Raw genomic sequence first — 22,817 nt, 5'->3', positions numbered from 1 at the left:
TACGGTAGGTAAAAATACGAGCAAGATACAAAATTACATTAAGCAGCAACTAGAGCAGGATAAAATGGGAGAGCAATTGTCGATCCCGTATTCAGGTAGCCCGTTTACGGGCCGCAGGAAGTAGTCATATGCAAATGTCAGATCACTACGCGCCTGCTAGGGCGCTGCTAGTAGGAGAGCCTTATAGGCGCATATGAAAAACCACCGGCTATGCCGGTGGATACTTTTTTTATGCCTGTAAGTTCATCGATTGGGCATCCGGTGTTTTTTATGACCGGTAAGTGATTGAAAGTAGGAATTACTGTCGCAGTTTGCTATAACATAGATGCTGATTTTATTGCTAGGGGCTGTTGACCTTTCGTGATGGTTTTTGCAGCAATTTGTCGTACATTTAGTCAAGGCAGGTCATGTGAAGTGTAGCGATCTACATGAACCATGACCTACATGAACCATGACCTAACGCTGGATAAATGAGCGACAAATGCTGCCCAGAGGGTTCATGCCGGTTTGGGTTACTCTGTGGATTTGGTATCAAACGCCCATACAACGCAAAGCAAAACACATTTATCAGGTGAGCAAATTCGAGCTCATCATAATGCGATATTGCCTAATATATCGAGTTTTGGTGTAAAAATAGGCGCAATTACAACTGAAGCTTTGGTGTCATAAGGGTTAACAAGCGCAACTTTAAAGGCGAAAACGTAATTATTAGGCATGATGGAAAACGAGAAACAATGCATCCAATATTAATTTCAATCGGTTTACTGGTTTGTAGCAATGTATTTATGACATTTGCCTGGTACGCACATCTGAAAGAGCTAAGTAATAAGCCTTGGATCATCGCAGCATTAGTGAGCTGGGGCATTGCGCTTTTAGAGTATTTATTTCAGGTTCCGGCAAACCGTATCGGTTACACGGTGTTAACCGTCGGTCAGCTGAAAATTATTCAAGAGGTGATTACGTTATCGGTGTTTGTGCCGTTTTCAGTTATGTACCTCAAAGAGCCGCTCAAACTTGATTATTTATGGGCGGGGCTGTGTCTTGTCGGTGCGGTATATTTTATGTTTAGGAGCCGGTTTGCATAATCAATGCATCCCTACCGGTTTCAATTGAATGATTGCCCCTCTATCATTGAGGGGCAATATTATATGGACTTCAGCTTTCTGAGCTGTCGATTCAATACGACGAAGGTTCTGTATGTTTGACTACTCTATTATCCATTGGATGACATTTTTATCTGCGGCGGTATTGCTCAACCTTTCTCCGGGTCCGGATATGGCCTTCATTCTGGGGCAGACCTTGCGTAGTGGTCGTCGGCACGGGGTTGCAGCAATGCTCGGTATATGGTCTGGCACGTTATTGCATGTTGTGATGGCCGGGGTGGGGTTGTCGGCAGTTCTTGCGACATCTGCTTTAGCATTTTCAGTGGTCAAGTGGGTTGGGGCAGTGTATTTGGTCTGGTTGGGTATCAAAATGCTCTTTTCGCAAGGTGACGCCTTTATCTCTGATGAAAACCAAAGCGACAGTGTACGGATCAGGTCAGTCTATTGGCAGGGGGGCCTCGTTTCAGCGCTGAATCCGAAAGTTGCCCTGTTTTTCCTTGCTTTTTTGCCGCAGTTTGTTGTTGAAAGTGCAGGTTCCGCAAGTGCTCAACTGTTATTGCATGGCAGTTTGATTATTGTGGTTGCGGCTTTTATCGAACCGCCGCTTATTGTTGTGGGCTCAAAACTAGGAACTTTTCTGAGGGCGAATAAGCGAGCCGGCTTATGGATGGATAGAAGCCTTGGCGCTTTATTCATTGCTTTGGGAGTGCGTCTGGCGGCGAGTACCAAATAAAGCGATAGTAGGTGAGGCCCTTCTGTTCAGAGCCGGCTAGTTGTCTCAAGGCCAGTATACAAGCCATTAAGTACGAAAGCTTTCCTAAATAGAACATTGAATCATTAAATTAAGTTTATAGTTTATTTAACATTAGAGTAAAAAATGATCTCAATAGAAAAATATAGCGAAAAAAGAAAAACAGAAATTGATTTACTGGGTGTACGGCCTGAGCAGGCAGCGTTTACTGTTAGTCAAATTAGCGACTTTATTGCATCGTTACAAGAGCACGAGCACCCTCATTTAATTATTGATAACGGTCAGGTCGTCGGCTTTTTTCTGTTGGATTTATTATATACAGAAACATATGGTTTCAGTGACTCAAAAGCTTTAGGTATCAGAGCACTTTTAGTCGGTCATCATTATCAGGGGCAGGGTGGGGCAGGGTATCGCAACTCAGGCAATCAACTTATTACCTGCTTACGTGGCTCAATATTATCCAGATTTTGAAGTTCTTCAATTAACGGTCAACTGTCGCAATAAAGCGGCTTATCACTGTTACAGTAAATGTGGGTTTGAAGATACCGGCGAGTTATATCTCAGCGGCCCCGCTGGCCCGCAACATATCATGCAACGAAAAGTAGCGGTATAAATTGTTTAATTATGATTTGCTACGCATGATATTTTAGGTTTAAAGTCGGTTTTTGTATTTACAGAGTCTGAGGTTTGGTAGACTATTTTCAGCTGACAGAGCTATGTCAGTTGGTCTTGCTGCATCTATGGCTGGCAAAAAAGTGCGGTTTAAAATTAGCCACTGTGATGGCTCATATTTAGTCGGGAATGCCATTATGCTACCACAAGAATAATCATCGCAGGACAGGCGGAATGTCATCGCCTCCTGACCTAGGTTTTCCGACTGTCGAATATTGCATATTCACTCACCAATATCAGGTATCAACCTCAACTGTTATTCAAATAAGAGTTATGATCAATTGAGACCAAATTGAATCGAAATAGCTCAGGTGACAGATATCTATAATCGCTTGAGTTATTTCCGTTGTGATCATCTGATATGGATACATCACTGCGAGAGGGATTCATCCTCGTATCAAGGAGAACACTTTGGATATTGATTGGAAGCCTAAAACATGGGTTGCCGTTCTTTTAGGTGTATTTTTACAGGCATTTACATTTCTATATTTAAATCGGCCTAGACTCTTTTGGGTTTATTTGCTGCTTTCTGTACTGGTATCAGTATTGGATTGGCGATATCAAACATCATATGTCGCCATTTTCTCCCTGATCTGCCCGATTCATGCTTATCTGGTGGTAAGACATTTCAATCTCTCTTGTGAACGGGCGTGGTATTCAAAGTGGTGGGGGATTCCGACCATTTATGGCACGTTTTTCACAAGCGTTTTCCTCGTTCGCGCTTTCTTGTATGAGCCGTTTGTCGTTCCCTCTGTTTCAATGGCGCCGACAATCAATTCGGGAGATTATGTGCTGGTCAAAAAGTTTGGCTATGGTACATACGGAACATATGGCATCAAACTCATCAATGATGACGTATCGTCTGCTGATTTAATGCAACGAGGTAAGTTATATGCATTTTATCTACCGGGGAAAGATGTAATTTTTGTGAAACGATTAATTGCACTGCCGGGGGATACTCTGGCGATTACCGGTAACCAAATCATACTCAACGGCTCCGCATTAACAACTGAAAAGCTCTCTCAGCAAGAGGGGCATACAGTCTATCAACAAGTGTTAGATGGGGTGACATACACAATCCGACACCTCCGGATGAGAGCATCTGGAGATATGCAAGAAGTCATCTTGCCGGCAAAGAGTTATTTCTTCATGGGCGATAACCGTGACAACTCAGTGGATAGCCGGCATTTGGGTTATATCACCAGTGATAATATCGTTGGTGAGGTGAGCTATATTTTTAAGTCATGAGATATTGGTGACAAAAGAAGAATAGGTTTCGTATTCAATCTAGCGGGTATTTATTCCTGAATTGATAGTGAATATCTCGAATAGAACGATAGTGCTCAATCACAGACAAGATATTCAAATGTGACAGATTGTGTCTTGTTGTCGTTTTTCGTGGAACCAAGCATATCAAAACTAAAAGCAGTGATAGAGTCGGTTACACTTGAGCGCAGCGTGATCACAGTCCGTCCGACAAAGGAGTATTAATGAAATTGACCAATTTGATTATCGTTTTTGCACTTGCCTTCAGTGTATTTGGCTGTGTGTCAAAGATTACAGCCCCGGCTTCCGGTTCGACAGCAAAACTCACGGTTGAAGTGCCGAACTTTGCAGAAAAGCAGAGTATTTTAATGAATGAAAGCGTATGGTTTAACATCGCCACACCCGATGAAAGTTGGGGTGGTCAGCAAGTCATTAAACCTGATGAGCCTGTCCATACATTTACGATTCCTGCTGATGAAACATTGAACTACTCGATAAGACTGTTACAAGGCGGTGGCGGTTTTGACAGTGTCTGTGCTTTACACCTTGAGATGAATCCACCAGAAAACGCAAATCTTAAATTGAGATTCATTTTAGAACGTCAACGTGGTGACGAAAAAATAACCGGTTGTGTCGCCGAACTTTATTTAGATGGAAAACCAGTCGAGAGCTATCGAGGTGGCGCTACGATTACACATTATATCGTTAAGTTTATATAGGTTATCACAAGGATTCGTGATGCCGCGTGCGCTCAATCTTCATGAACACTCAATCGAATGCAATGTTTGCGATTGGTTGATACTTACGGTGGCGGGCGGGAGTGTTATGGCAAAATGACAAAGCTAACGTCCTGAAGCCGGGGGTTAGCTTTGTTTTTATCTGGGGTGACGGCTTGGCTACATCCGCCGCAGTTGCAATAAATTATCGGCCAGCTCCGAGAACCCATAGCCACCATTACGTTCGGTGATAAAACTGGGCTGGTGGGTTAAATCATCCATAATGGCGAGAATATTATTGACGCCAAAAGTCAGTGGCAGCCACGCGAACATACTCTCATCATTGTGTGAATCCCCGACATAGGTCACGGTTGCCAAATCAATCTCATCTTGTTCAGTCATACGGTGGAGAAACGATTGACCGCTGCGTTGTTTGCTGTGTTCTCCGACCCACGCATTGATATGGATCGAGCTCAGCATCACATTGACCGGCTCACCATCGATGTCTAAACCACGAATCCGCTGAGTAATTTCCTGAGCAATGGTCTTATCCACCGGAATCCGATCCTGACTCAAATTAATCGCCACATCGCAGATTCGGTAACCTTGGTCTGCGGCAAAATCGACGTCGGGATAATCTGCCAAAATTGTACCGATTTTTTCTCTGAGCTGTTCCTGACGTAAACGCATCGTTTCAAGCGGTTGGGTGTAATGGGTTTGAAAACCGTGGCGATTTTTGATCATCCAGAAGGCACCATTCTCCCCAATTACCCCATACAGTGGCCAAAGTTTGGCGATATGATCGCACCAGCCGGCACAAGCGCCGGTGACGGCAACGACTTTCACACCGGAGCGGTGCAACCGTTCGAGGGATGCGAGCGTCTCCGGCGGAATTCGTCCGCGCCACGTTAAGGTGTCATCGACATCGGTAAGTAACCATTCTATCTTTTTGGCTCGTTCTGCCGTCAGTTGTTTCATCAGACTAACCATGCATTCGCTCGCTCTGTTCAGTGGCAGGTAAGGGGGAGGGCAGGCGTTGTTCACTGGTCGTATCAAACAGATGAAGATGTTCGGGAGCAATTGCCAGACTTAAAGTTTCACCGATATCAAATTGCCGATCTCCATGCACGCGGATAATCAGCGTTTGCGCTTCACTGCCGCAGATGTGACAGTACAGTAATAAGTCTGCGCCTAAGGATTCCATCATGTCGATGGTCGCCTCGAACATCGGATTGTCTCCGACGATCTGAATATGCTCCGGGCGCATCCCCAGCTTGGCCTGACCGAGTTCCCACCGGGTGGTGTCCATCAGCAATTCATACTCTCCCAGTCTGAGCCCGTCGGCAGTGATGAGGCAATCCAGAATATTCATTGCCGGTGCTCCGATAAACGTTGCCACAAACAGCGATTCCGGGTGTTGGTATATCGCCATTGGTGTGCCGATCTGTTCAATATTGCCTTTGTTGAGCACCACCAGCTTATCACCTAATGTCATGGCTTCGACTTGATCGTGGGTGACATAAACAGCGGTGGTCTGTAAACGGCGCTGAAGTTTTTTGATTTCCAGACGCATCTGCACGCGCAGCTTTGCATCAAGGTTAGACAGCGGCTCATCAAATAAGAATACTTTCGGCGAACGCACGATTGCACGTCCCATGGCGACGCGCTGACGTTGCCCGCCGGAAAGCTGTTTGGGTTTGCGCTCCAGCAGATGCTCCAGCTCTAACAGCGTTGCCGTTTCAGTCACCATCGCGCGGATTTCATCTTTGGGGACTTTGCGGTTTTTCAGCCCGTAAGCCATATTGTCGAACACCGACATGTGTGGATAAAGCGCATAATTTTGAAACACCATCGCAATATCCCGTTGTCCCGGTTCGAGATCGTTAACGGGTTGCTCATCAATCATCAATTGTCCGGCACTGATTTCTTCGAGCCCGGCGATCATTCTGAGTAACGTCGATTTGCCGCAGCCGCTGGGTCCGACTAAAACCACCATTTCACCGTCGTTAATGGCTAAGTCAACCCCGTGGATTGCCTGAAATCCGTTTGGATAGGATTTTTTAATGTCTGTTAATGTTAACGTCGCCATGATTTATTTCTCCGAATCGACCAAACCCTTCACAAAAGCTTTTTGCATACCGATGACCACCAGAACCGGTGGCAGCATTGCAATGAGGGTAATCGCCATAATTTTGTTCCATTCCACAATGCCATCATTGACGTTGAGGAGCTGCTTGATACCCATCACGATGGTGTAGTATTTGATATCTGTAGTAATCAGTAGCGGCCAGAGATACTGGTTCCAGCCGTAGATAAAGGTAATCACGAACAGGGCTGCAATGTTGGTGCGTGACAGCGGCAGCAAAATGTCAAAGAAAAATCGCCACGGCCCGGCGCCGTCAATCCGTGCTGCTTCAACTAACTCGTGCGGCACGGTCATAAAAAACTGACGGAACAGAAATGTTGCGGTCGCACTGGCAATCAGCGGAATCGTCAGTCCGTAAAACGAATTCAGCATGTGCAGGTCAGTGATCACTTCAAAAGTGGGCATGATGCGTACTTCAACCGGCAACATGAGCGTGAAAAAAATCACCCAGAAGGCCAGCATTCTTCCCGGAAAGCGAAAAAACACCACGGCATAAGCGGACAGAATTGAAATCACCAGCTTACCGACGGTAATGCACAGTGCCATGATTAAAGAGTTGGTCAGCATTAGCGCAAGCGGAAATTTGGAGCCGTTGACTTTGTCGTGTGAGTAAAACAGTGCTTTGAACACATCCAGTCCCAGATCTCCGAACCACAGTGGCGTGCCGGTTGCGAACTCACCGTTGCTGTGTGTGGTGGCGACAATCGCCAGCCAGACCGGAAATGCCACCGAAGCAATGCCGAGAATCAGCGTCAGGTGGCAAAATAATTTGAATAAAGGTCTTTTCTCAACCATCAGTACGTCACCTTTTTCTCGACATATTTAAACTGAACCACGGTGAGCAGGGCGACAATGATCATCAGAATGACCGACTGTGCAGCCGATGAGCCCATGTCCAGCCCGATAAACCCATCGTTATATACTTTATACACCAGGGTTGTGGTGCTGTTACTTGGGCCACCTTGGGTCATCGCGTGAATGATGGCGAAGGTATCAAAGAAGGCATATACAAAATTCACCACCAAAAGAAAGAAACTGGTCGGGGTAATCAGCGGGAAGCTGATGGTCAGAAAACGTTTAATCGGGCCGCTGCCATCAATGGCTGCTGCTTCGTGCAGCGATTTCGGCACCGACTGCAATGCGGCAAGAAAGAACAGAAAGTTGTAGCTGACCTGTTTCCATGTCGCGGCAATCACCACCATGATCAGAGCTTGAGTGCCGTTCAGTTTCGGGTTCCAGTCGATACCGAGCTGATCAATCCAGTGACTGATCACCCCAATGGTCGGATCGAACAGAAACAGCCACAATGACCCGGCGACTACCGGGGCGACGGCATACGGCCAGATCAGCAGAGTTCGATAGGTCAGTGCGCCCCGGACAACACTTTCAGCCACGCCCGCGAGCACCAGCGCACTGACCAGTGCTAAAACAGCAACCGCACTGCTGAACACGAAAGTAGTACCGAGTGACTCAAGATAATGGCTATCGGTAAATAACCGCAGGAAGTTTTCAGCACCGACAAATTCGGTGGACATGCCAAAGGCATCTTCTAGCTGGGTAGACTGGACAATGGCCTGTCCGGCCGGCCAGAGAAAAAACACAAACGTAATAAACAGTTGAGGTGCGATCAGCAGCAGCGGTAACCACCGGTGCTTAAACACCACTTGCGATGACATCATAATCAGTAAACTTATTTCAGATGAAAGCGGATCGAACCGATCCGCTTATGTAGAACCGGTTATTTTTGTGTACGTTCAAAGCGGCGTAACTGGGCATTCCCGCGTTTAACCGCATTGTTGAGTGCTGTTTGAGCGGATTCTTTGCCAGCCCAGACCGCCTCAAGCTCTTCATTAATAATGTCACGGGTCTGAAGGAAGTTACCGAAGCGGATTCCTTTTGAGTTTGCCGTTGGTTTCTTTGACGTCATTTGAGTTACCGCCACTTCGGCTCCCGGATTTTTCGCGTAGAATCCTTGCTGTTTGGTTAACTCATAGGCTTGCTTGGTGATCGGCAGGTAGCCGGTAAACTGGTGCCAGTCTGCCTGAACTTTGGCACTGGACAAGTAGTTAAAGAATTTCGCAACCCCTTTGTACTCGGCTTTTGAATGACCTCTGAGTACCCAAAGTGAAGCGCCACCGATGATGGTATTTTGCGGAGATTTGATAATATGCGAGTCGTAAGGCAGTTGAGCCACACCGACATCGATCCCTTTCATGTTTTCTTTAATTCCAGCGAGTCCGGCAGAAGAGCCCATGCTCATTGCACATTCTTGAGTGTAGAACAGTGGCATTGCTTCAGACTGACGGCCACCATATTTGAATACACCGTCTTTCGCCCATTGTGCTATCTGGTTAATATGGTTAACGAAAGGCTTGGTGTTGAATTCGAATTTAGCTGTCAGACCGCCAAACCCATTGTTTTGCGTAGCCATCGGGATGTTATTCCGCGCGGCGAAGTTTTCGATTTGAATCCAGGATTGCCATGTTGTAGTGAAGCCACATTTGGCACCCGATTGCAGCAGTTTTTGCGATACTTCTCCCATTTCATCCCATGTTTTTGGGGGAGCAGTAATGCCGGCTTTTTTAAACATATCTTTGTTGTAGTAAAGCACCGGAGTTGAGCTGTTAAACGGCATCGAGAGCATTTTGCCATCATTGGTGGTGTAGTAACCGGTGACCGCAGCAAGATAATCGTTCGGATTAAACGGCTCTTGGGTATCTTTCATCAGTTTGTAAACCGGGTAAATCGCTTTTTTTGCGCCCATCATGGTCGCGGTACCGACTTCAAACACCTGGACAATTGCCGGCTGCTCTTTAGCCCGGAAAGCAGCAATGGCACTGGTCATTGTCTCGGCGTACGTTCCTTTGTAAACCGGTTTGATTTCGTATTGATCCTGACTTGCATTAAAATCAGCAGCAATCTGATCGACTTTTTTCCCTAAAGCGCCACCCATTGCGTGCCACCACTGAATTTCGGTTTTGGCAAAGACCGGTGCGCTGACCAGCGTTGTTGCAAGCGTCAAACCCACGAGTTTTTTAAGCATCATGCTAATTTTCCCTATCATTCTCATTTAAAATTCAAGCGAATATTCACTTTGGCGTGAAGTTACCCGATTTATGTTCATATGAACGCTACGCACGCAAAATGACGCTTAAATGACAAATAAATGAATTTATTTGAACGCAATTATCTGTCATATGAACGCAATCTTACCGTCATATTGGTTTGGAATGCTGCTTTCACTAAATGTCAGTAAGGAAGAGTATTATGCAAGTCATGGCGCACCGGGGGTATTCGAGTCAAGCTCCGGAAAATACGTTAGCCGCATTTAAAAAAGCCATTGCGTTTGGTTGCCAGTGGATCGAGTTGGATGTCCAGTTAACCGCAGATCAAATCCCCGTCGTGATTCATGACCAGACATTAGAACGCTGTACCGACGGTGTCGGTAAGATCGCAGATTTGACCTTCAACGAGCTGACGCAATATTCGGCTGGTCATTGGTTTGATCAAACATTCAGTGATGAGACGGTACCAAGCTTAGAAGCGACCTTGCAACTTGCCAAACAGCACCATATCAACCTGAATATTGAGTTAAAGCTTTATCCCGAAGATGACGAAACCTTGCTCTGCCAGCGGGTTGCGGCAGTGATTGATGCGGCCGGGATTGCTAAGGAACAACTGTTGTTCTCCAGTTTCAGTGTCACGGCGCTGGCTGCCATGCAACACATAATGCCTGAGATTCGCCGCGGATTATTGTGGGAAACCATGCCCGCTGATGCATTTGATACTCTGACGATGTTAGGTGCCTTTAGTGTTCACTGTGATTACCGTCATCTCAACCGACAGCAAGCAGCAGCGATTAAACAGCGCGGTTATGCACTGTATTGTTATACCCCGAACCAGCCATTGGAGGTTGAAGGGCACTGGCAATGGGGAGTGGATATGATGATTACGGATAAACCCCACCGTTATGTTTATAAAAAACAGTGAACCGTATCGATGCACATGAATCATTGACAAATATTGATAGGTAAACGATGGAAGATTTAACCGTCCGCCAAGAGCAGATTCTGACGCTGGTTCACCGTGATGAGTATTGTTCTATTGATGCGCTGTCCCAACATTTTTCGGTCACGACTCAGACCATCCGTCGTGATATTAACGCACTTTGTTCGATGGGACTGACAAGGCGACATCATGGTGGTGTCGGTTTACCGGCGACCCTGTCGAATCGTAGTTATTTATCGCGTCAGGCGACTGATCAGGCTGAAAAACGGCAGATTGCTGAACGAGTCGCAGCGCTGATTCCTGACGGCAGTACCATTTTTCTGGGAATTGGTACAACCATTGCGTTGATTGCCGAGCGTTTGGTGCATCACCGGGAACTGCGTGTGGTGACCAATAATTTTGAAGCGGCACATATCCTGTCTCAAAATGAACATATGGAAATTTGGCTTCCGGAGGGGCGGATTCGCAGCCATGACGGTGATATCGTCGGTGACAATGTCAGCCAGCTTTTCGGACGTTTTTCTGCGGATATCGGCATCATTGGTTGTGCCGCGGTTTGTCGCTTCACCCGACCGCCGATGAGCGGTCAGTCGGATACTGAGTTGACCGAGTTTGCCATGGAATATGAACTCCGTGAAGCGGCTGTCAGTCAGGCTATCATTCATCACTCACAGCAAACATGGTTGGTTGCCAGTCAGGCGAAATGGCAAAGGAAAGCCAATGCTAAAGTTGCTGCGTTTGACCGGTTCGATACTATTTTTACCGCAAAGCCATCAGGTGATTGACCGGATGTTCTTCCTCAACTGCATGGGTCTTTTGTGCTCACTTTTATGTTAAACTGCCGGTTCATTTTCGGTGATTGAACGATGAGTATGGAAAGGACATGAGAAAAATTGCAACACTGGGGCCACGGGGAACATTTTCGGAAACGGCGACACTTCGTTACATCACCGAGCAGTCAGCACTGCCGGTGGATGCACCAATGTTCCCGTATGAATTGGCGTATTTTTCTTCAATCGAACGGGCTCTGGATGCGATAGGTTCGGTGTGTGATGTCGGTGTGTTGCCGATTGAAAACTTCTCTGAGGGGTTTATTCCCTCGGTTCTTGATCAACTGATTCATGCGGATCTCAAAGTTATCGGTGAAGTCATTCTTCCGATTCGTTTTGCTTGTGTGAGCTCGGTTGCGTTGCATGAGATTCAACAATTATTTGTTCAGTTCGTCGCGAAAGGACAGTGTAGTCGTTTTATTGAATCACTGGGGACATGCCAGATTGTTCTGACCGAAAGTAATACCGAATCACTGGCACTGGCGCGTCAATCCTCACAGCCTTGTGCTGCAATTGTACCGGCTGATAGCGCCCGTCAAGAGACATTTTATACAGTCATTGAAAACGTCAATGACTACGAGAATAATCAGACTCGGTTTTTGGTGTTTGCCGCTCAACATTATCCGGAGACTCATTATGCGCAAGCCGATTATAAAACCAGCCTGATTGTCGTTGATGAGCATGATCATCCCGGTTTTCTCGGGGAGATTTTGACCTCTTTTTCCCGACGTAAAATCAATCTGACCTCGATTATTTCCCGGCCAACCTGCACTCAATTCGGTAAATATCACTTTTTTATCGATTTAGACGGGCACTACCAAGACCCGGCCATCGCAGCGGCTCTGGCCGAAATCGAGGCGATCAGCAAAGTGAAATGCCTCGGTTCTTATTTGAAAGCCCGGGTTCTGGACCGGTTGAGTTTTTGAATGTCTGAACCGGTTAGCAACTCAAAATACCGAGCGTTTTGAGTTTGCGATAAATGGTATTACGGCTGACCCCGAGTAACCGTGAGGTCTGGCTGATATTCCCCTGAGTTGCCTGATAGGTTTGCAGCAGGCGACTTTCTACCGTGGTTTTCAAATCGGGCATTCGGTATGTTTCACTGACTTCAAGCGGTGGCTCAGCCAATTGAATCGATGGCGTTGTGACTGCCGATGCAGATATTGTCAACGATTTCAGGATATGACCGGGAATATGTGCCAGCTTTAACAGCGGTTCGTCGCTGGTGAGCAGACAGGTAACTTTCAACATATTATCCAGTTCACGGATATTGCCCGGCCAGCGATAATCTTGCAGAACGTGCAATAATTGCGGACAAATCTGTTGCTGATTGAGACGATATTGGCGGTGAATATGCTCAATTAATTGTGCTTTATCTTGCCGCTCTCGCAACGCGGGAAGTTCGAGTACCAGCCCATTGAGCCTGTAGTAGAGATCCTGACGGAATCGCCCGGCTTCGACTTCTGCGGTTAAATCCTTATGGGTGGCTGCGATGACCTGAATATCAACCGGCTCACTCTGACCTGACCCGACAGGTATCACTTCTTTTTCTTGTAATACATGCAGCAGGCGACACTGCGCGTCCAGTGGCATATCTGCAATTTCATCCAGAAACAGGATTCCCTGATGTGCCTGGCGAATTTTACCCTGATAGCCTTTGGGGCTGGCACCGGTGAAGGCACCGGCAACATACCCGAACAGTTCGGATTCAATCAGATCTTTAGGGATCGCACCACAGTTGACAATCACTAGCGGACGATGCTGTCGTGAGCTGTGCTGGTGTAGCGCTTTGACGAATTCATTTTTACCGACCCCGGTTTCTCCCAAAATCAGCAGAGGAATGTCCTGATCGATCAGTTTATGAGCCTGTTGCCAGGCCTGCTCAATTCGGTCATCACCGAAATGGAGTTCACACGAGGTAGTGAACGCATTGGCTGAGTGAAACGCACTGGATTTTTTTTCAGACGACTGGAGCGTATGTTTTTCAAAAACCAGCGCACGGTCTTGCTGTTGTAACAGATGCTCGACGGAGAGACCGACAATGTTAGGGTGTTCAAGTAACTGAAAGGCAATATGATTATGAGCGAGAATTTTGCCGGATGTGTCGGTAATCAGTACGCCCTGCCAGCCACTGTTGAGTAAGTGTTTTTCACAGGCCAGATTGATTTTAACCGCACCGTCGGGAATATTGCATAACAGATGATTTTCTACCTGCTGAACCATGTTCTGCACCAGCATTTGTGTTGAGAGGTCGTGTTGCTGTTGTTCGCTGGTAATGTCCAGAATCCCGATGAGTTGCCCCTGATGGTTGAAGACCGGGCTGGCGGAGCAGCTAATAAACTGGTGTTGATGCACGTAGTGCTGATTACCGATAATCGTTAATGGTCTGGCTTCAACTATGGCGGTTCCGATGGCATTGGTACCTTTAAGGCTTTCTTGCCAGCAGACGCCGTTATCGAGTGCAATCTGGGTGAGTCGTTCTTTAAAACGCGGTTGTCCCCAGCTCGCCAGAATCACCCCATCATGGTCGGTGAGGATCAGACGGCTGTCACTGTGAGCAAACATCTGATTAAACAACGGTACCGCATAATTCTCGACCGCTTGGATCAGCGGGTTAACCGACCATTTTCGCGCTTTGAGCTCGGCACTGGACATGATGATATTCTCAGGCTGTCTACGCTGTTTTAAACCAGCCTGATGACATCGATCCCAAGATGATGTCAACCAGTCTCCGGCAGAAAATTGAACATGTTGCATCATTGTTTCACTCTTTCACATGAACCGTGTTCCATTTTGTAACACTTGAACAATTTGGAGAGAATCATCGGGTTACCCCGACGTCAACGGATTATGGTTGTTATATTTTATTAATCATAGTGTTGCAAAAAAGTAACAACAAGTTTTTCCATGCTGGCCTGTGATTTGCGTTACACAGAAAATTACAGGCAAAAAATAACGCCTGAACAATGTCAAAACAAACAATGACATGAACGTGAAAACCAATACGTGAAAATAAAATAAGCCAGAAGGAACGACATATGATTTATGCGCAACCCGGAACAGCAGATGCCATCATCAATTTTAAATCCCATTACGACAATTATATTGGGGGGCAGTGGGTCAAACCGGTTGATGGCAGATACTTTGACAATATTTCTCCGGTCAACGGTCAACCTTACTGTCAGGTTGCCCGCTCTTCGGAGGCCGATATCAACCTTGCTTTGGATGCCGCACATGAAATTCGTGCTCAGTGGGCCGCAACACCCGTCGCAGAGCGAGCCAATACGCTCCTGAAAATTGCTGATCGTATTGAGGCTCATTTGGAAGAGCTGGCAGTTGCTGAAGCATGGGAAAACGGTAAACCTGTGCGTGAAACACTGGCAGCAGATCTGCCGTTGGTGGTAGACCATTTCCGTTATTTTGCCGGTTGTATTCGGGCGCAGGAAGGTTCGGCAGCAGAGCTGGACAGCACGACAGCAAGTTATCATTTCCCTGAGCCGATTGGGGTAGTCGGGCAGATCATTCCATGGAACTTCCCAATGTTGATGGCGGCCTGGAAACTGGCACCGGCACTGGCGGCTGGCTGTTGTGTGGTATTAAAACCAGCAGAACAGACACCAACGTCTATACTGGTATTAATGGAGAAAATTGGTGACCTGTTGCCACCGGGTGTTATCAATATTGTTAACGGATACGGGGCTGAAGCAGGCCAAGCGCTGGCAGTCAGTAACCGCATTGCCAAACTGGCCTTTACCGGTTCAACCCAAGTGGGTAACCATATCCTGAAATGTGCGGCAGATAACTTGATTCCATCGACTGTGGAGCTGGGCGGTAAGTCACCCAATATCTATTTCTCTGATATTTTCGATTACGAAGATGAGTATTTGGATAAGTGTATCGAAGGGATTTTACTGGGATTCTTCAACCAAGGTGAAGTCTGTACGTGTCCGTCCCGAGTGTTGGTGCATGAATCGGTCTATGAGCGGTTTATCGATAAAGTGATTGAGCGGGCGAAAACCATTAAACAGGGGAATCCGCTTGATACTGAAACGCAGGTCGGTGCGCAGGCGTCACAGGAACAATTCGACAAGATTATCAGTTACCTTGAAATCGGTCGTAACGAAGGGGCTCAGGTCTTGTTTGGCGGAGAAGCGTCACAGCAAAGTGGCAGTGTCGAACATGGTTACTACATTCAGCCAACCATGCTGTTCGGTAATAACAAAATGCGGGTGTTTCAGGAAGAGATTTTCGGTCCGGTGATTGCTGTTACGACATTTAAAGATGAAGCTGAGGCCTTGGCACTTGCTAATGATACAGAGTATGGACTAGGTGCCGGAGTCTGGACGCGTGATACCAATCTCGCGTACCGCATGGCAAGAAATATTGAAGCCGGTCGGGTTTGGGTCAACTGTTATCATGCTTACCCGGCACATGCAGCTTTCGGTGGTTACAAAAAATCAGGGATTGGTCGGGAAACGCACAAGATGATGCTCGGCCACTATCAGAATACGAAGAATATATTGGTGAGTTATAGCACCAACCCATTGGGATTCTTCTAGATTTTGTCTCCCCGCTTCACAAAAAGATGTTGTGAAGCCGATTGTGCTGATCTAAGGAAGGTTTGGCACGCTTACGCAGCGCCTCTGGTTTCAGAGGCGCTTTTTTATGGTGTTAGACTTGCTTGTCTACCAGAGGCTAGCAGTGAATGAGGTGGGTCTCATATGCTTGCGGATTTTATTGAAGAAAATGATTAGAAAGGCTGACCATTGTTGACCGGAATTGAGAAACCAACAGCGTTGTTATGGTACCAACCATTAGCAACGACTTTGACTTGCCCCTGATAGCCACTCGCAGCATGTGCTTCTATTGTTCCGAATCCCAGACCGCCTTGAGAAGTTGGTGGTGTACAGAACCGACTTGTTGCCAGTGCAGGTAAGGTATATGTCTCTCCAACTGCAGTAATGTAAATCGTTGATGACAGTTTTTCTGTATATTCTTCACCGTTTTGATTATATAAATGAACTGTCACATCAGCAGGTACACCGGAAGTATTTGAAACTGTAAAACAAGAATGACCCACAGAAGGGCTTGCATCGGCATACCAACCTGTAATATTGGCTGTACCTGCGAAAGCCGGAAGTGCGATACAGGATAAGATACTTGAAATAATAATTTTTTTCATATTGCTTTTCTCTATTTTGATTGTTGTATTGGTGATCCAAGTCATCTGGTTTTATTCGTAGAATTAAATCAGAACGTTGATTTTTTTATATTTAAAATCAGACTCTAACTTTAATTAATATATCACTTATTGTATATAGACCAAGTGACCTCAAGAAGAAAATATTAATGATGGTTATAGTGCCTGTCCCTGTAATTTGGTATGCATTGCTCATCATTTATCCTGCCACATCCTTATATCAGAATTGTGATGTACATTGATGTGCATCGATGCTATAACCCTTCTTGCATTGTTGTTTTCCCCAATTTGTTTTATAACTGATTGTTTTGTAATTATTTTTAAGTAAAATTTGAGATGGTGTTATGAATATTCTTCAACAATCTGATCCGGCTCGCCGGCGTTATGGCCTTGCTGCATTCATTGGCCTGATTGCAGGTATTGTTTCTGCATTTGTGAAATGGGGAGCTGAACATCCGTTACCGCCTCGTAGCCCCGATGATATTTTCAGTGCGGCTTGTGCCCCTGAATTACTCAATCGTGTTGCTGAGCAGATCGACTGCTCACGTAATTTTTTAAATCCACCTTATGTCTTTTTGCGTGATTGGTTAGGGATGGTTGATCCCAATAGTGCGGTGTATACCTTTGCAGGACATGCCTTCAATTGGGTTGGTGTAACACACATTATTTTCTCAATTGTGTTTGCTGTTGGTTATTGCGTGGTCACCGAGCGGTTCCCGGTCTTTAAACTATGGCAGGGGCTGCTTGCCGGAGCATTGGCACAACTGTTTGTCCATATGATCTCTTTCCCACTGATGGGACTGACACCACCAGTGTTCGACTTGCCTTGGTATGAGCATGTTTCTGAAATCGTCGGCCATTTAATTTGGTTCTGGTCGATTGAAATTATTCGTCGTGATTTACGTAATCGCATCACGCATGAACCGGATCCGGAAGTGCCATTAACGGCTCGTTCATCTTAATTCTTGTCGCACCGATAATTTTTGAGGCACTCTCGATAGTTTGATATGTTCGATAGCCGATATCGAACTTCAACAATGCCGCTATCGGGATTATCCTACGGAGCCACCATGTCTTGTTCTTGGCATGGTGGCTCTTTTGATCCGTACCTGCCTGCCTGGCACCGACAGACAGTCAAGCATTTGTCAGAACCACTCGTTAGACTTCTGGCCATCTTGTAAAAGGCCGAGGTTAATATGCTAGACTGATAAGATAATAGACAAAAGTGGTGATTTATCAATGTCATTCAAGATGCCACCTATCACTGATACCCAAAATGGCGATGTCAGAAAAGTAGGTTTTGAATTGGAATTTACCGGTTTAACGCTTGAGCAAGCGCTTGAACCTTTGTGTTCGATTTTAGGCGGCCAAGTCGAGCAGCGATCGGCGGTTGAGTTTGGTGTGCGTACTGATAATTTAGGGACGTTCAATATTGAATTAGACTGGGATTTCCTCAAACGGAAAGCCAAATCGGCTTGGCAGAAAGATGATGGCCATGAATTAGTCGATATTTTACATCAAGCCGCATTGCCGGTTGTCCCGCTTGAAATTGTCAGCCCTCCGATTCCTCTGGATCAACTTGAACCGCTTAATCAACTGATTCCTGCATTACGCAAAGCGGGCGCAAAAGGAACGGAAGACTCTTTGATTGCCGCCTTTGGGGTGCATATAAATCCTGAATTACCTGATTTGACTGCCGCAACGATCAACAACTATCTGAAAGCATTTGCTTTACTCCAGTGGTGGCTCGTCGATGCGCATGATGTCGATCCAACCCGTCGGCTCAGTCCTTACATTGCGCTCTACCCAGAAGCTTATGTGAAAACGCTGCTCAACGATAACTCGGCTGATATGGATCATTTGTTTGAGAGCTATCTCACCCATAATCCGACACGTAATCGAGCGCTCGATTTATTACCTTTGTTAGCTGAAATCGATGCGGATCGGGTTCGTCAGGTAGTTGGTGATCCAAAAATCAAGGCGCGTCCCACATTTCACTATCGTCTCCCGGATTGCCGTATTGAAGATGCCGGCTGGGATCTGACCAAGAGCTGGGATTTGTGGTGTGTTGTCGAGAGGCTTGCAGCGGATCCGCAGGCGATTGAGATACTGGCAATGCGCTTTCTTAAATCAGAACGCCCCTTGATTGGTGTTGATCGCAAAGTTTGGGTAAAGGAGATCTCACAATGGCTCAACGACCAAGGGTGGGTGTAACCGGTAACGGTCAACGCTGGTCACCTTCATGGTGGTGTACACGGATTGCATTATGGCTGGTTGGCGCGCGGGCAATTCGTTTGAGTGTCCGCCATTCGTGGTCGGGTGAGCCGTTAGATGCTTTGATTATTGGTGGTGGTGACGACATCAGCCCCGAGCATTATGGTGGTGATGTTAACCAACAGGTGCGGATTGATCCGCAGCGTGACCAATTAGAAATTGACTGGATTGAATGGGCACTTGAACATCGTAAGCCGCTGCTTGGGATATGTCGGGGATTACAACTGATTAATGTGGTCAAAGGCGGCTCTTTATATGCTGATATCAGTGAATTGCGTCAACAGACGTATAACCGTTCAGGGTTACTTCCGACCAAACAGGTGAAGCTCCGTGCGAATTCAAAACTGGCCGCCGTGTGTCAAAAAGTGCGCTTACGGGTGAATAGTTTGCATCATCAGGCTGTCAAGAATGTAGGGCAGGATTTACAAGTGGTCGGTTGGGATTTGGACCAGTTTACTCAGGCAGTGGAAAGCACCGATCACACACCTATCTTAGGGGTGCAGTGGCATCCCGAATACCTCTTTTACTTACCCGCTCAACTCGCTATTTTCCGCTGGCTTTGCGTTCGGGGAGCCGAGCATCAACAAATCTGAATCAAGAAGCTTTCAAATTCGTTTTTGATGAAAAATAAAAGAATTATCAATAATGTGGTGCGTGTCATACGTGCCACATTATTGTGTTATTGAGCATTGTTAATATGCATGTTATTTATATGCCTCGATCATTATATTCATATCAATAACTTTAAAAGGAAGTTTCATCATGATGAATCTCATCAAGTCAGTTTTGGTTTTCTCATTATGTATTTTGTCGTTTGCCTCACAGGCGGCTCAAGTGCCGTCGGAAGTGGTGCTCGGTGGGGTGTCTTATGCGGTTAACCCTGAGGTTAGTGCGGTTGTCGCGAATCAGTCTCTGTCGATCGACTTAACCAAAGAAGAAAGTCAACAAGTCGAAAAGCAGGGGCTGGCTGCGGCTTCGGCACTAGATTTCAAATGCCGGTTCTATACTAAGAAAACGGTCTACTTTACCAACGTTCGTCCAAATGACCTCCAACTGGTTTACTCATTTAACCAAACTTGCGCCAATAAATTTATTACTGCGAAGATGACTAACTTATCTAACGGTTCTCTGGCTCTATACCTTACGGATTCAACCGGTAACCAAATTGTTGCCGGACCAACGAGCTGGGTTTCTGAGCAGTTGCCTGTCGGCACTTATCATCTGTTTGTTGTTAACAGCAGTTCATCTCAGAGAGGTGACGGATACGTTGATACTGAGATTGCGTTCTAAATTTGCCTGAATCTCGAGTTTTGAATACTGTTGGTTGCCTGATGCAACCAACAGTTAATATCAACCTCTCACGCAACATCTTTCCGGTTTCCCGAATATCTTCCGCTCAATCAGCATATTTTATACTAACGCTTCGCGATCCTTCTGGGGCTGAACTGGCTCTGCCGATAGAGGATCATGTGGTAGTTCAAGCTCCGCCAAGTCAGATTTGATTTGAGCCAGCTTGTGGTTATCAAGTTTATAGAACAGCATAAATATCGCTAGTAAGGCAAAAAATACGCCGGGGATCACGGTAAACAGTAAATTGATCGCATTGATTGCTTTTGGTGTTTGAACTGCTGCGCCACCCTCATATCCAGCCCATGCCAAGATCCAACCGACACCTGCACCACCAAGGGCAATCCCCAGTTTGATGGCAAATAAGTTGGTGGAGAATACCATCCCGCTCAGTGAGCGATTACTCCGCGTTTTTTCATAGTCAACCACATCGGACATCATGCTCCACAGAATCGGTGTGGTACTCATCTGTACGACACCCAGCAGAACGACCAATGTAAAGACCGCAGGGACGTTCGCCGGATCGACCAGATAGAGCAATGCTGCGAGAATCCCGGAGAGTACGGTCAGAATCCGGTACATGGTTGGTTTATTATATTTGCCGAATAAAGGCGAAGATAACATTGCCCCGACAATATTGGCCAACATCCCGGAAACCATAAAAATCGTGGCAAGGTCTGCCCGGCCCATCACAACTTTGACGTAGTACATCGTTGATGCGCCCTTGAATACGACGCCGGTAAGGAGCACGACGTTGACGATAAACAAAATTCGCCATTGGCTATTTTTCATCAGCCGCTTTAAATCTTGCAGTGCAGATTGTCTCTCCTCAGTCGGGACATAGCGCTCTTTGGTGTTGGCGAAACTGAAAAAGAATAGTGCGATAGCACCAAGCCCCATCACCGCCATGGCGCCCAAATAGCCTTTTTGCGTATTGCCCTGACCAATAATATCCACCAGCGGTAATGCCACCATGGCGACTATGAGCCCTCCGGCGGTACTGAGTGCAAAACGATAGGATTGGAGTGACGTGCGTTCACTCGAGTCGTTTGTCAGTGCATTTGCCATTGCGCAGTAAGGTACATTGATCGCGGTATACATCAGGGTTAAGAAAATATAAGACGTATAGGCGTAGATCAGTTTACCGGTTGCGCCGAAATCCGGGGTGAAAAAAGCGAGCATACAAGCGACCCCGAAAGGGACTGCAATCCACAGCAGGTAAGGTCTGTAACGGCCATGCTTTGAGCGGGTTCTGTCGACAATTGATCCCATAATCGGATCGGTCACGGCATCAATAAAGCGGACGAGTAAAAACATGGTTCCCATGTGTGCGGGAGAGAGCCCGTAAATGTCCGTATAAAAGTAAGCTAAAAAAAGCATAACGGTCTGCCAGACAAAGTTACAGCCGGTATCACCTAAGCCATACGCAACTTTCTCCTTGACCGACAATTTATTGGTAGTTGTCGTAGTCATTTTATTTATTCTCCAGGGTACATGTTTACCAATATTTATTGTGTTATGTCGTGAGATATAATCAACTTGTCTAAATTAATAATTGATTTATGATATTTTATTAATGTGACAAATATTACAAAAAGAGTAATCTATCAAATACAAAATATATTAAAAATCAAAGGCTTGTATATGTGATGAGTCGATATTTTAATGATAATTGCGACGTGAAGCACAATTAAACACCAGGAGGGTTCAGGAATAAAAAACATAACCGTCGGTATAATATCAATCATCAGCCTGATTATGTCATAAAATGACAGATTATTTATCAAATAACATGATAAGTGAATATTTTAATAAGCAGAGATTGAAAAGTTATGATAATACCGATGTGTTTAATTTTTAGCATTCTCTATTGTTAAATAATTGATGTGAATAGTGAGCGTGATATCATTTTATACTTCATAAGGATTCAAATATTATTATTTTTTGTTTGTGATTTTTGTTCATATTTATTTAAAAATAAATTATTTAATTGTTATTATTGAACTGTAAATATATGCAGTTTACAGATTGGTCTCGTTGGGTAATTCTGTTTTTATCTCATTTTTTCTGATTGTATCTTCATTTTTATCAATTAATATCGGTTATCCTATGATGACAGTTCATGATATTTATCAAGTATTGGTTGAACGATTTAAGTTAAAGAATTATTTGTTGAAATAATGTAAATATAAATATATTTTGTAAAAATCAATTACAGAAAACAGACTCAATATGAAAGCAAGGATCGCATTTTTATTGACGTTGAGCTTCTCAGCTCAGGTTTATTCCGGCTCTCCGCCTCAGGATGAAAAATTACTTCAGTCACTGATTCAACGTGGTGTTATCTGTCAAGACCTGACCTACGAAGAACAGCAAGAAGCACTCCGTATTTATCTGAATAAAAAAGCAAAAAAACATCCAGATAAATCATCAGAAACACCTGCTTCGACATCGTGTATTGCACCACCTAAACAATAATTCCACCCACAACGAACCTGTTCGTT

Annotated in this window: 23 protein-coding genes and 1 pseudogene; 16 read left to right on the top strand and 8 right to left on the bottom strand. The window is 45.6% G+C overall.

Annotation, left to right across the window (positions count from 1 at the left end):
• The 7 genes and pseudogenes from VR7878_RS08105 to VR7878_RS08075 form a co-directional block, all read left to right on the top strand.
• Nucleotides 1–124, top strand: a pseudogene (locus tag VR7878_RS08105) (IS200/IS605 family transposase); the annotation flags it as partial.
• Nucleotides 125–734: 610 nt separating this feature from the next.
• A complete protein-coding gene (locus VR7878_RS08095) occupies nucleotides 735–1,085 on the top strand; it encodes a DMT family protein (RefSeq protein ID WP_077335074.1) in 351 nt (116 codons plus the stop codon).
• Nucleotides 1,086–1,197: 112 nt separating this feature from the next.
• Nucleotides 1,198–1,836, top strand: a complete 639-nt coding sequence (locus tag VR7878_RS08090) for a LysE family translocator (protein ID WP_077335072.1) — start codon at nucleotides 1,198–1,200, stop codon at nucleotides 1,834–1,836.
• Between the two features lie 144 nt (nucleotides 1,837–1,980).
• A complete protein-coding gene (locus VR7878_RS08085; RefSeq protein WP_370737076.1) occupies nucleotides 1,981–2,325 on the top strand; it encodes a GNAT family N-acetyltransferase in 345 nt (114 codons plus the stop codon).
• Nucleotides 2,252–2,467, top strand: coding sequence for a GNAT family N-acetyltransferase (locus VR7878_RS21600; protein ID WP_370737075.1), 216 nt, complete (start codon nucleotides 2,252–2,254; stop codon nucleotides 2,465–2,467). Before VR7878_RS08085 ends, VR7878_RS21600 begins: the two co-directional genes overlap by 74 nt.
• 470 nt (nucleotides 2,468–2,937) lie before the next feature.
• Nucleotides 2,938–3,774 carry a signal peptidase I gene (gene lepB / locus VR7878_RS08080; protein ID WP_159440443.1) on the top strand — a complete coding sequence of 279 codons (837 nt, stop codon included), beginning with the start codon at nucleotides 2,938–2,940 and terminating at the stop codon, nucleotides 3,772–3,774.
• 242 nt (nucleotides 3,775–4,016) lie between these two features.
• Nucleotides 4,017–4,511 (top strand): hypothetical protein, encoded by a 495-nt coding sequence (locus VR7878_RS08075; RefSeq protein ID WP_077335068.1) that lies wholly within the window; start codon nucleotides 4,017–4,019, stop codon nucleotides 4,509–4,511.
• 177 nt (nucleotides 4,512–4,688) lie between these two features.
• Here VR7878_RS08075 and VR7878_RS08070 read toward each other — a convergent pair whose 3' ends face one another.
• The 5 genes from VR7878_RS08070 to ugpB all read right to left on the bottom strand — a co-directional run bounded on the left by VR7878_RS08070 (nucleotide 4,689) and on the right by ugpB (nucleotide 9,700).
• Complete coding sequence (locus tag VR7878_RS08070) at nucleotides 4,689–5,498, bottom strand: HAD-IIB family hydrolase (protein WP_077335066.1); 810 nt, start codon at nucleotides 5,496–5,498, stop codon at nucleotides 4,689–4,691.
• The gene (ugpC, locus tag VR7878_RS08065; protein WP_077335064.1) at nucleotides 5,491–6,597 is read right to left on the bottom strand and encodes a sn-glycerol-3-phosphate ABC transporter ATP-binding protein UgpC; all 1,107 of its coding nucleotides are present in this window, start codon (nucleotides 6,595–6,597) and stop codon (nucleotides 5,491–5,493) included. Before ugpC ends, VR7878_RS08070 begins: the two co-directional genes overlap by 8 nt.
• Nucleotides 6,598–6,600: 3 nt before the next feature.
• Nucleotides 6,601–7,449, bottom strand: a complete 849-nt coding sequence (gene ugpE / locus VR7878_RS08060; protein ID WP_077335062.1) for a sn-glycerol-3-phosphate ABC transporter permease UgpE — start codon at nucleotides 7,447–7,449, stop codon at nucleotides 6,601–6,603.
• A complete protein-coding gene (gene ugpA, locus VR7878_RS08055; RefSeq protein WP_077335060.1) occupies nucleotides 7,449–8,330 on the bottom strand; it encodes a sn-glycerol-3-phosphate ABC transporter permease UgpA in 882 nt (293 codons plus the stop codon). Before ugpA ends, ugpE begins: the two co-directional genes overlap by 1 nt.
• 62 nt (nucleotides 8,331–8,392) lie before the next feature.
• A complete protein-coding gene (ugpB, locus tag VR7878_RS08050) occupies nucleotides 8,393–9,700 on the bottom strand; it encodes a sn-glycerol-3-phosphate ABC transporter substrate-binding protein UgpB (RefSeq protein WP_077335058.1) in 1,308 nt (435 codons plus the stop codon).
• Between the two features lie 221 nt (nucleotides 9,701–9,921).
• On the opposite strand from ugpB, the gene VR7878_RS08045 reads away from it, so the two are divergent.
• From VR7878_RS08045 to VR7878_RS08035, 3 genes are all read left to right on the top strand, one after another.
• Entirely contained in the window at nucleotides 9,922–10,644 is a 723-nt protein-coding gene (locus VR7878_RS08045) for a glycerophosphoryl diester phosphodiesterase (protein WP_077335056.1), read from the top strand.
• Nucleotides 10,645–10,691: 47 nt separating this feature from the next.
• On the top strand, nucleotides 10,692–11,447 hold the full coding sequence (locus tag VR7878_RS08040) for a DeoR/GlpR family DNA-binding transcription regulator (protein WP_077335054.1): 756 nt from the start codon (nucleotides 10,692–10,694) through the stop codon (nucleotides 11,445–11,447).
• 98 nt (nucleotides 11,448–11,545) lie between these two features.
• On the top strand, nucleotides 11,546–12,418 hold the full coding sequence (locus tag VR7878_RS08035) for a prephenate dehydratase (RefSeq protein WP_077335052.1): 873 nt from the start codon (nucleotides 11,546–11,548) through the stop codon (nucleotides 12,416–12,418).
• A 13-nt stretch (nucleotides 12,419–12,431) separates the two neighbouring features.
• Here VR7878_RS08035 and VR7878_RS08030 read toward each other — a convergent pair whose 3' ends face one another.
• A complete protein-coding gene (locus VR7878_RS08030) occupies nucleotides 12,432–14,249 on the bottom strand; it encodes a sigma-54-dependent Fis family transcriptional regulator (RefSeq protein ID WP_077335084.1) in 1,818 nt (605 codons plus the stop codon).
• Between the two features lie 281 nt (nucleotides 14,250–14,530).
• Here VR7878_RS08030 and exaC point away from each other — a divergent pair, with 281 nt between their 5' ends.
• Nucleotides 14,531–16,051 carry an acetaldehyde dehydrogenase ExaC gene (gene exaC / locus VR7878_RS08025; protein WP_077335050.1) on the top strand — a complete coding sequence of 507 codons (1,521 nt, stop codon included), beginning with the start codon at nucleotides 14,531–14,533 and terminating at the stop codon, nucleotides 16,049–16,051.
• 191 nt (nucleotides 16,052–16,242) lie between these two features.
• Here exaC and VR7878_RS08020 read toward each other — a convergent pair whose 3' ends face one another.
• Nucleotides 16,243–16,674, bottom strand: coding sequence for a hypothetical protein (locus tag VR7878_RS08020; protein WP_077335048.1), 432 nt, complete (start codon nucleotides 16,672–16,674; stop codon nucleotides 16,243–16,245).
• 362 nt (nucleotides 16,675–17,036) lie between these two features.
• On the opposite strand from VR7878_RS08020, the gene VR7878_RS08015 reads away from it, so the two are divergent.
• From VR7878_RS08015 to VR7878_RS08000, 4 genes are all read left to right on the top strand, one after another.
• Nucleotides 17,037–17,654, top strand: coding sequence for a YagU family protein (locus VR7878_RS08015; RefSeq protein ID WP_077335046.1), 618 nt, complete (start codon nucleotides 17,037–17,039; stop codon nucleotides 17,652–17,654).
• Between the two features lie 277 nt (nucleotides 17,655–17,931).
• Nucleotides 17,932–18,906, top strand: a complete 975-nt coding sequence (locus VR7878_RS08010; RefSeq protein ID WP_077335044.1) for an amidoligase family protein — start codon at nucleotides 17,932–17,934, stop codon at nucleotides 18,904–18,906.
• Entirely contained in the window at nucleotides 18,879–19,559 is a 681-nt protein-coding gene (locus tag VR7878_RS08005; RefSeq protein WP_077335042.1) for a gamma-glutamyl-gamma-aminobutyrate hydrolase family protein, read from the top strand. Before VR7878_RS08010 ends, VR7878_RS08005 begins: the two co-directional genes overlap by 28 nt.
• A 169-nt stretch (nucleotides 19,560–19,728) precedes the next feature.
• Complete coding sequence (locus VR7878_RS08000) at nucleotides 19,729–20,256, top strand: hypothetical protein (protein WP_077335040.1); 528 nt, start codon at nucleotides 19,729–19,731, stop codon at nucleotides 20,254–20,256.
• A 120-nt stretch (nucleotides 20,257–20,376) separates the two neighbouring features.
• On the opposite strand, the gene VR7878_RS07995 is transcribed toward VR7878_RS08000, so the two are convergent.
• The gene (locus tag VR7878_RS07995) at nucleotides 20,377–21,786 is read right to left on the bottom strand and encodes a glycoside-pentoside-hexuronide (GPH):cation symporter (protein ID WP_077335038.1); all 1,410 of its coding nucleotides are present in this window, start codon (nucleotides 21,784–21,786) and stop codon (nucleotides 20,377–20,379) included.
• A 759-nt stretch (nucleotides 21,787–22,545) separates the two neighbouring features.
• Between VR7878_RS07995 and VR7878_RS07990 the strand changes: the two genes are divergently transcribed.
• On the top strand, nucleotides 22,546–22,791 hold the full coding sequence (locus tag VR7878_RS07990) for a hypothetical protein (RefSeq protein WP_077335036.1): 246 nt from the start codon (nucleotides 22,546–22,548) through the stop codon (nucleotides 22,789–22,791).
• Nucleotides 22,792–22,817: the final 26 nt, after the last annotated feature.

Source organism: Vibrio ruber DSM 16370, assembly GCF_900163965.1.
In the GTDB taxonomy this organism is placed as follows: Bacteria; Pseudomonadota; Gammaproteobacteria; order Enterobacterales; family Vibrionaceae; genus Vibrio; species Vibrio ruber.
Note: the sequence above shows the minus strand (reverse complement) of the source record. Positions and strands in the feature narration are given on the sequence as shown.

What these genes read in the sequence shown, in the direction of transcription:
- VR7878_RS08095 (WP_077335074.1), top strand. Translation starts at nt 735, where the DNA reads ATGCATCCAATATTAATTTCAATCGGTTTACTGGTTTGTAGCAATGTA.
- VR7878_RS08090 (WP_077335072.1), top strand. Translation starts at nt 1,198, where the DNA reads ATGTTTGACTACTCTATTATCCATTGGATGACATTTTTATCTGCGGCG.
- VR7878_RS08085 (WP_370737076.1), top strand. Translation starts at nt 1,981, where the DNA reads ATGATCTCAATAGAAAAATATAGCGAAAAAAGAAAAACAGAAATTGAT.
- VR7878_RS08075 (WP_077335068.1), top strand. Translation starts at nt 4,017, where the DNA reads ATGAAATTGACCAATTTGATTATCGTTTTTGCACTTGCCTTCAGTGTA.
- VR7878_RS08070 (WP_077335066.1), bottom strand. Translation starts at nt 5,498, where the DNA reads ATGGTTAGTCTGATGAAACAACTGACGGCAGAACGAGCCAAAAAGATA.
- ugpC (WP_077335064.1), bottom strand. Translation starts at nt 6,597, where the DNA reads ATGGCGACGTTAACATTAACAGACATTAAAAAATCCTATCCAAACGGA.
- ugpE (WP_077335062.1), bottom strand. Translation starts at nt 7,449, where the DNA reads ATGGTTGAGAAAAGACCTTTATTCAAATTATTTTGCCACCTGACGCTG.
- ugpA (WP_077335060.1), bottom strand. Translation starts at nt 8,330, where the DNA reads ATGTCATCGCAAGTGGTGTTTAAGCACCGGTGGTTACCGCTGCTGCTG.
- ugpB (WP_077335058.1), bottom strand. Translation starts at nt 9,700, where the DNA reads ATGATGCTTAAAAAACTCGTGGGTTTGACGCTTGCAACAACGCTGGTC.
- VR7878_RS08045 (WP_077335056.1), top strand. Translation starts at nt 9,922, where the DNA reads ATGCAAGTCATGGCGCACCGGGGGTATTCGAGTCAAGCTCCGGAAAAT.
- VR7878_RS08040 (WP_077335054.1), top strand. Translation starts at nt 10,692, where the DNA reads ATGGAAGATTTAACCGTCCGCCAAGAGCAGATTCTGACGCTGGTTCAC.
- VR7878_RS08035 (WP_077335052.1), top strand. Translation starts at nt 11,546, where the DNA reads ATGAGAAAAATTGCAACACTGGGGCCACGGGGAACATTTTCGGAAACG.
- VR7878_RS08030 (WP_077335084.1), bottom strand. Translation starts at nt 14,249, where the DNA reads ATGCAACATGTTCAATTTTCTGCCGGAGACTGGTTGACATCATCTTGG.
- exaC (WP_077335050.1), top strand. Translation starts at nt 14,531, where the DNA reads ATGATTTATGCGCAACCCGGAACAGCAGATGCCATCATCAATTTTAAA.
- VR7878_RS08020 (WP_077335048.1), bottom strand. Translation starts at nt 16,674, where the DNA reads ATGAAAAAAATTATTATTTCAAGTATCTTATCCTGTATCGCACTTCCG.
- VR7878_RS08015 (WP_077335046.1), top strand. Translation starts at nt 17,037, where the DNA reads ATGAATATTCTTCAACAATCTGATCCGGCTCGCCGGCGTTATGGCCTT.
- VR7878_RS08010 (WP_077335044.1), top strand. Translation starts at nt 17,932, where the DNA reads ATGTCATTCAAGATGCCACCTATCACTGATACCCAAAATGGCGATGTC.
- VR7878_RS08005 (WP_077335042.1), top strand. Translation starts at nt 18,879, where the DNA reads ATGGCTCAACGACCAAGGGTGGGTGTAACCGGTAACGGTCAACGCTGG.
- VR7878_RS08000 (WP_077335040.1), top strand. Translation starts at nt 19,729, where the DNA reads ATGATGAATCTCATCAAGTCAGTTTTGGTTTTCTCATTATGTATTTTG.
- VR7878_RS07995 (WP_077335038.1), bottom strand. Translation starts at nt 21,786, where the DNA reads ATGACTACGACAACTACCAATAAATTGTCGGTCAAGGAGAAAGTTGCG.
- VR7878_RS07990 (WP_077335036.1), top strand. Translation starts at nt 22,546, where the DNA reads ATGAAAGCAAGGATCGCATTTTTATTGACGTTGAGCTTCTCAGCTCAG.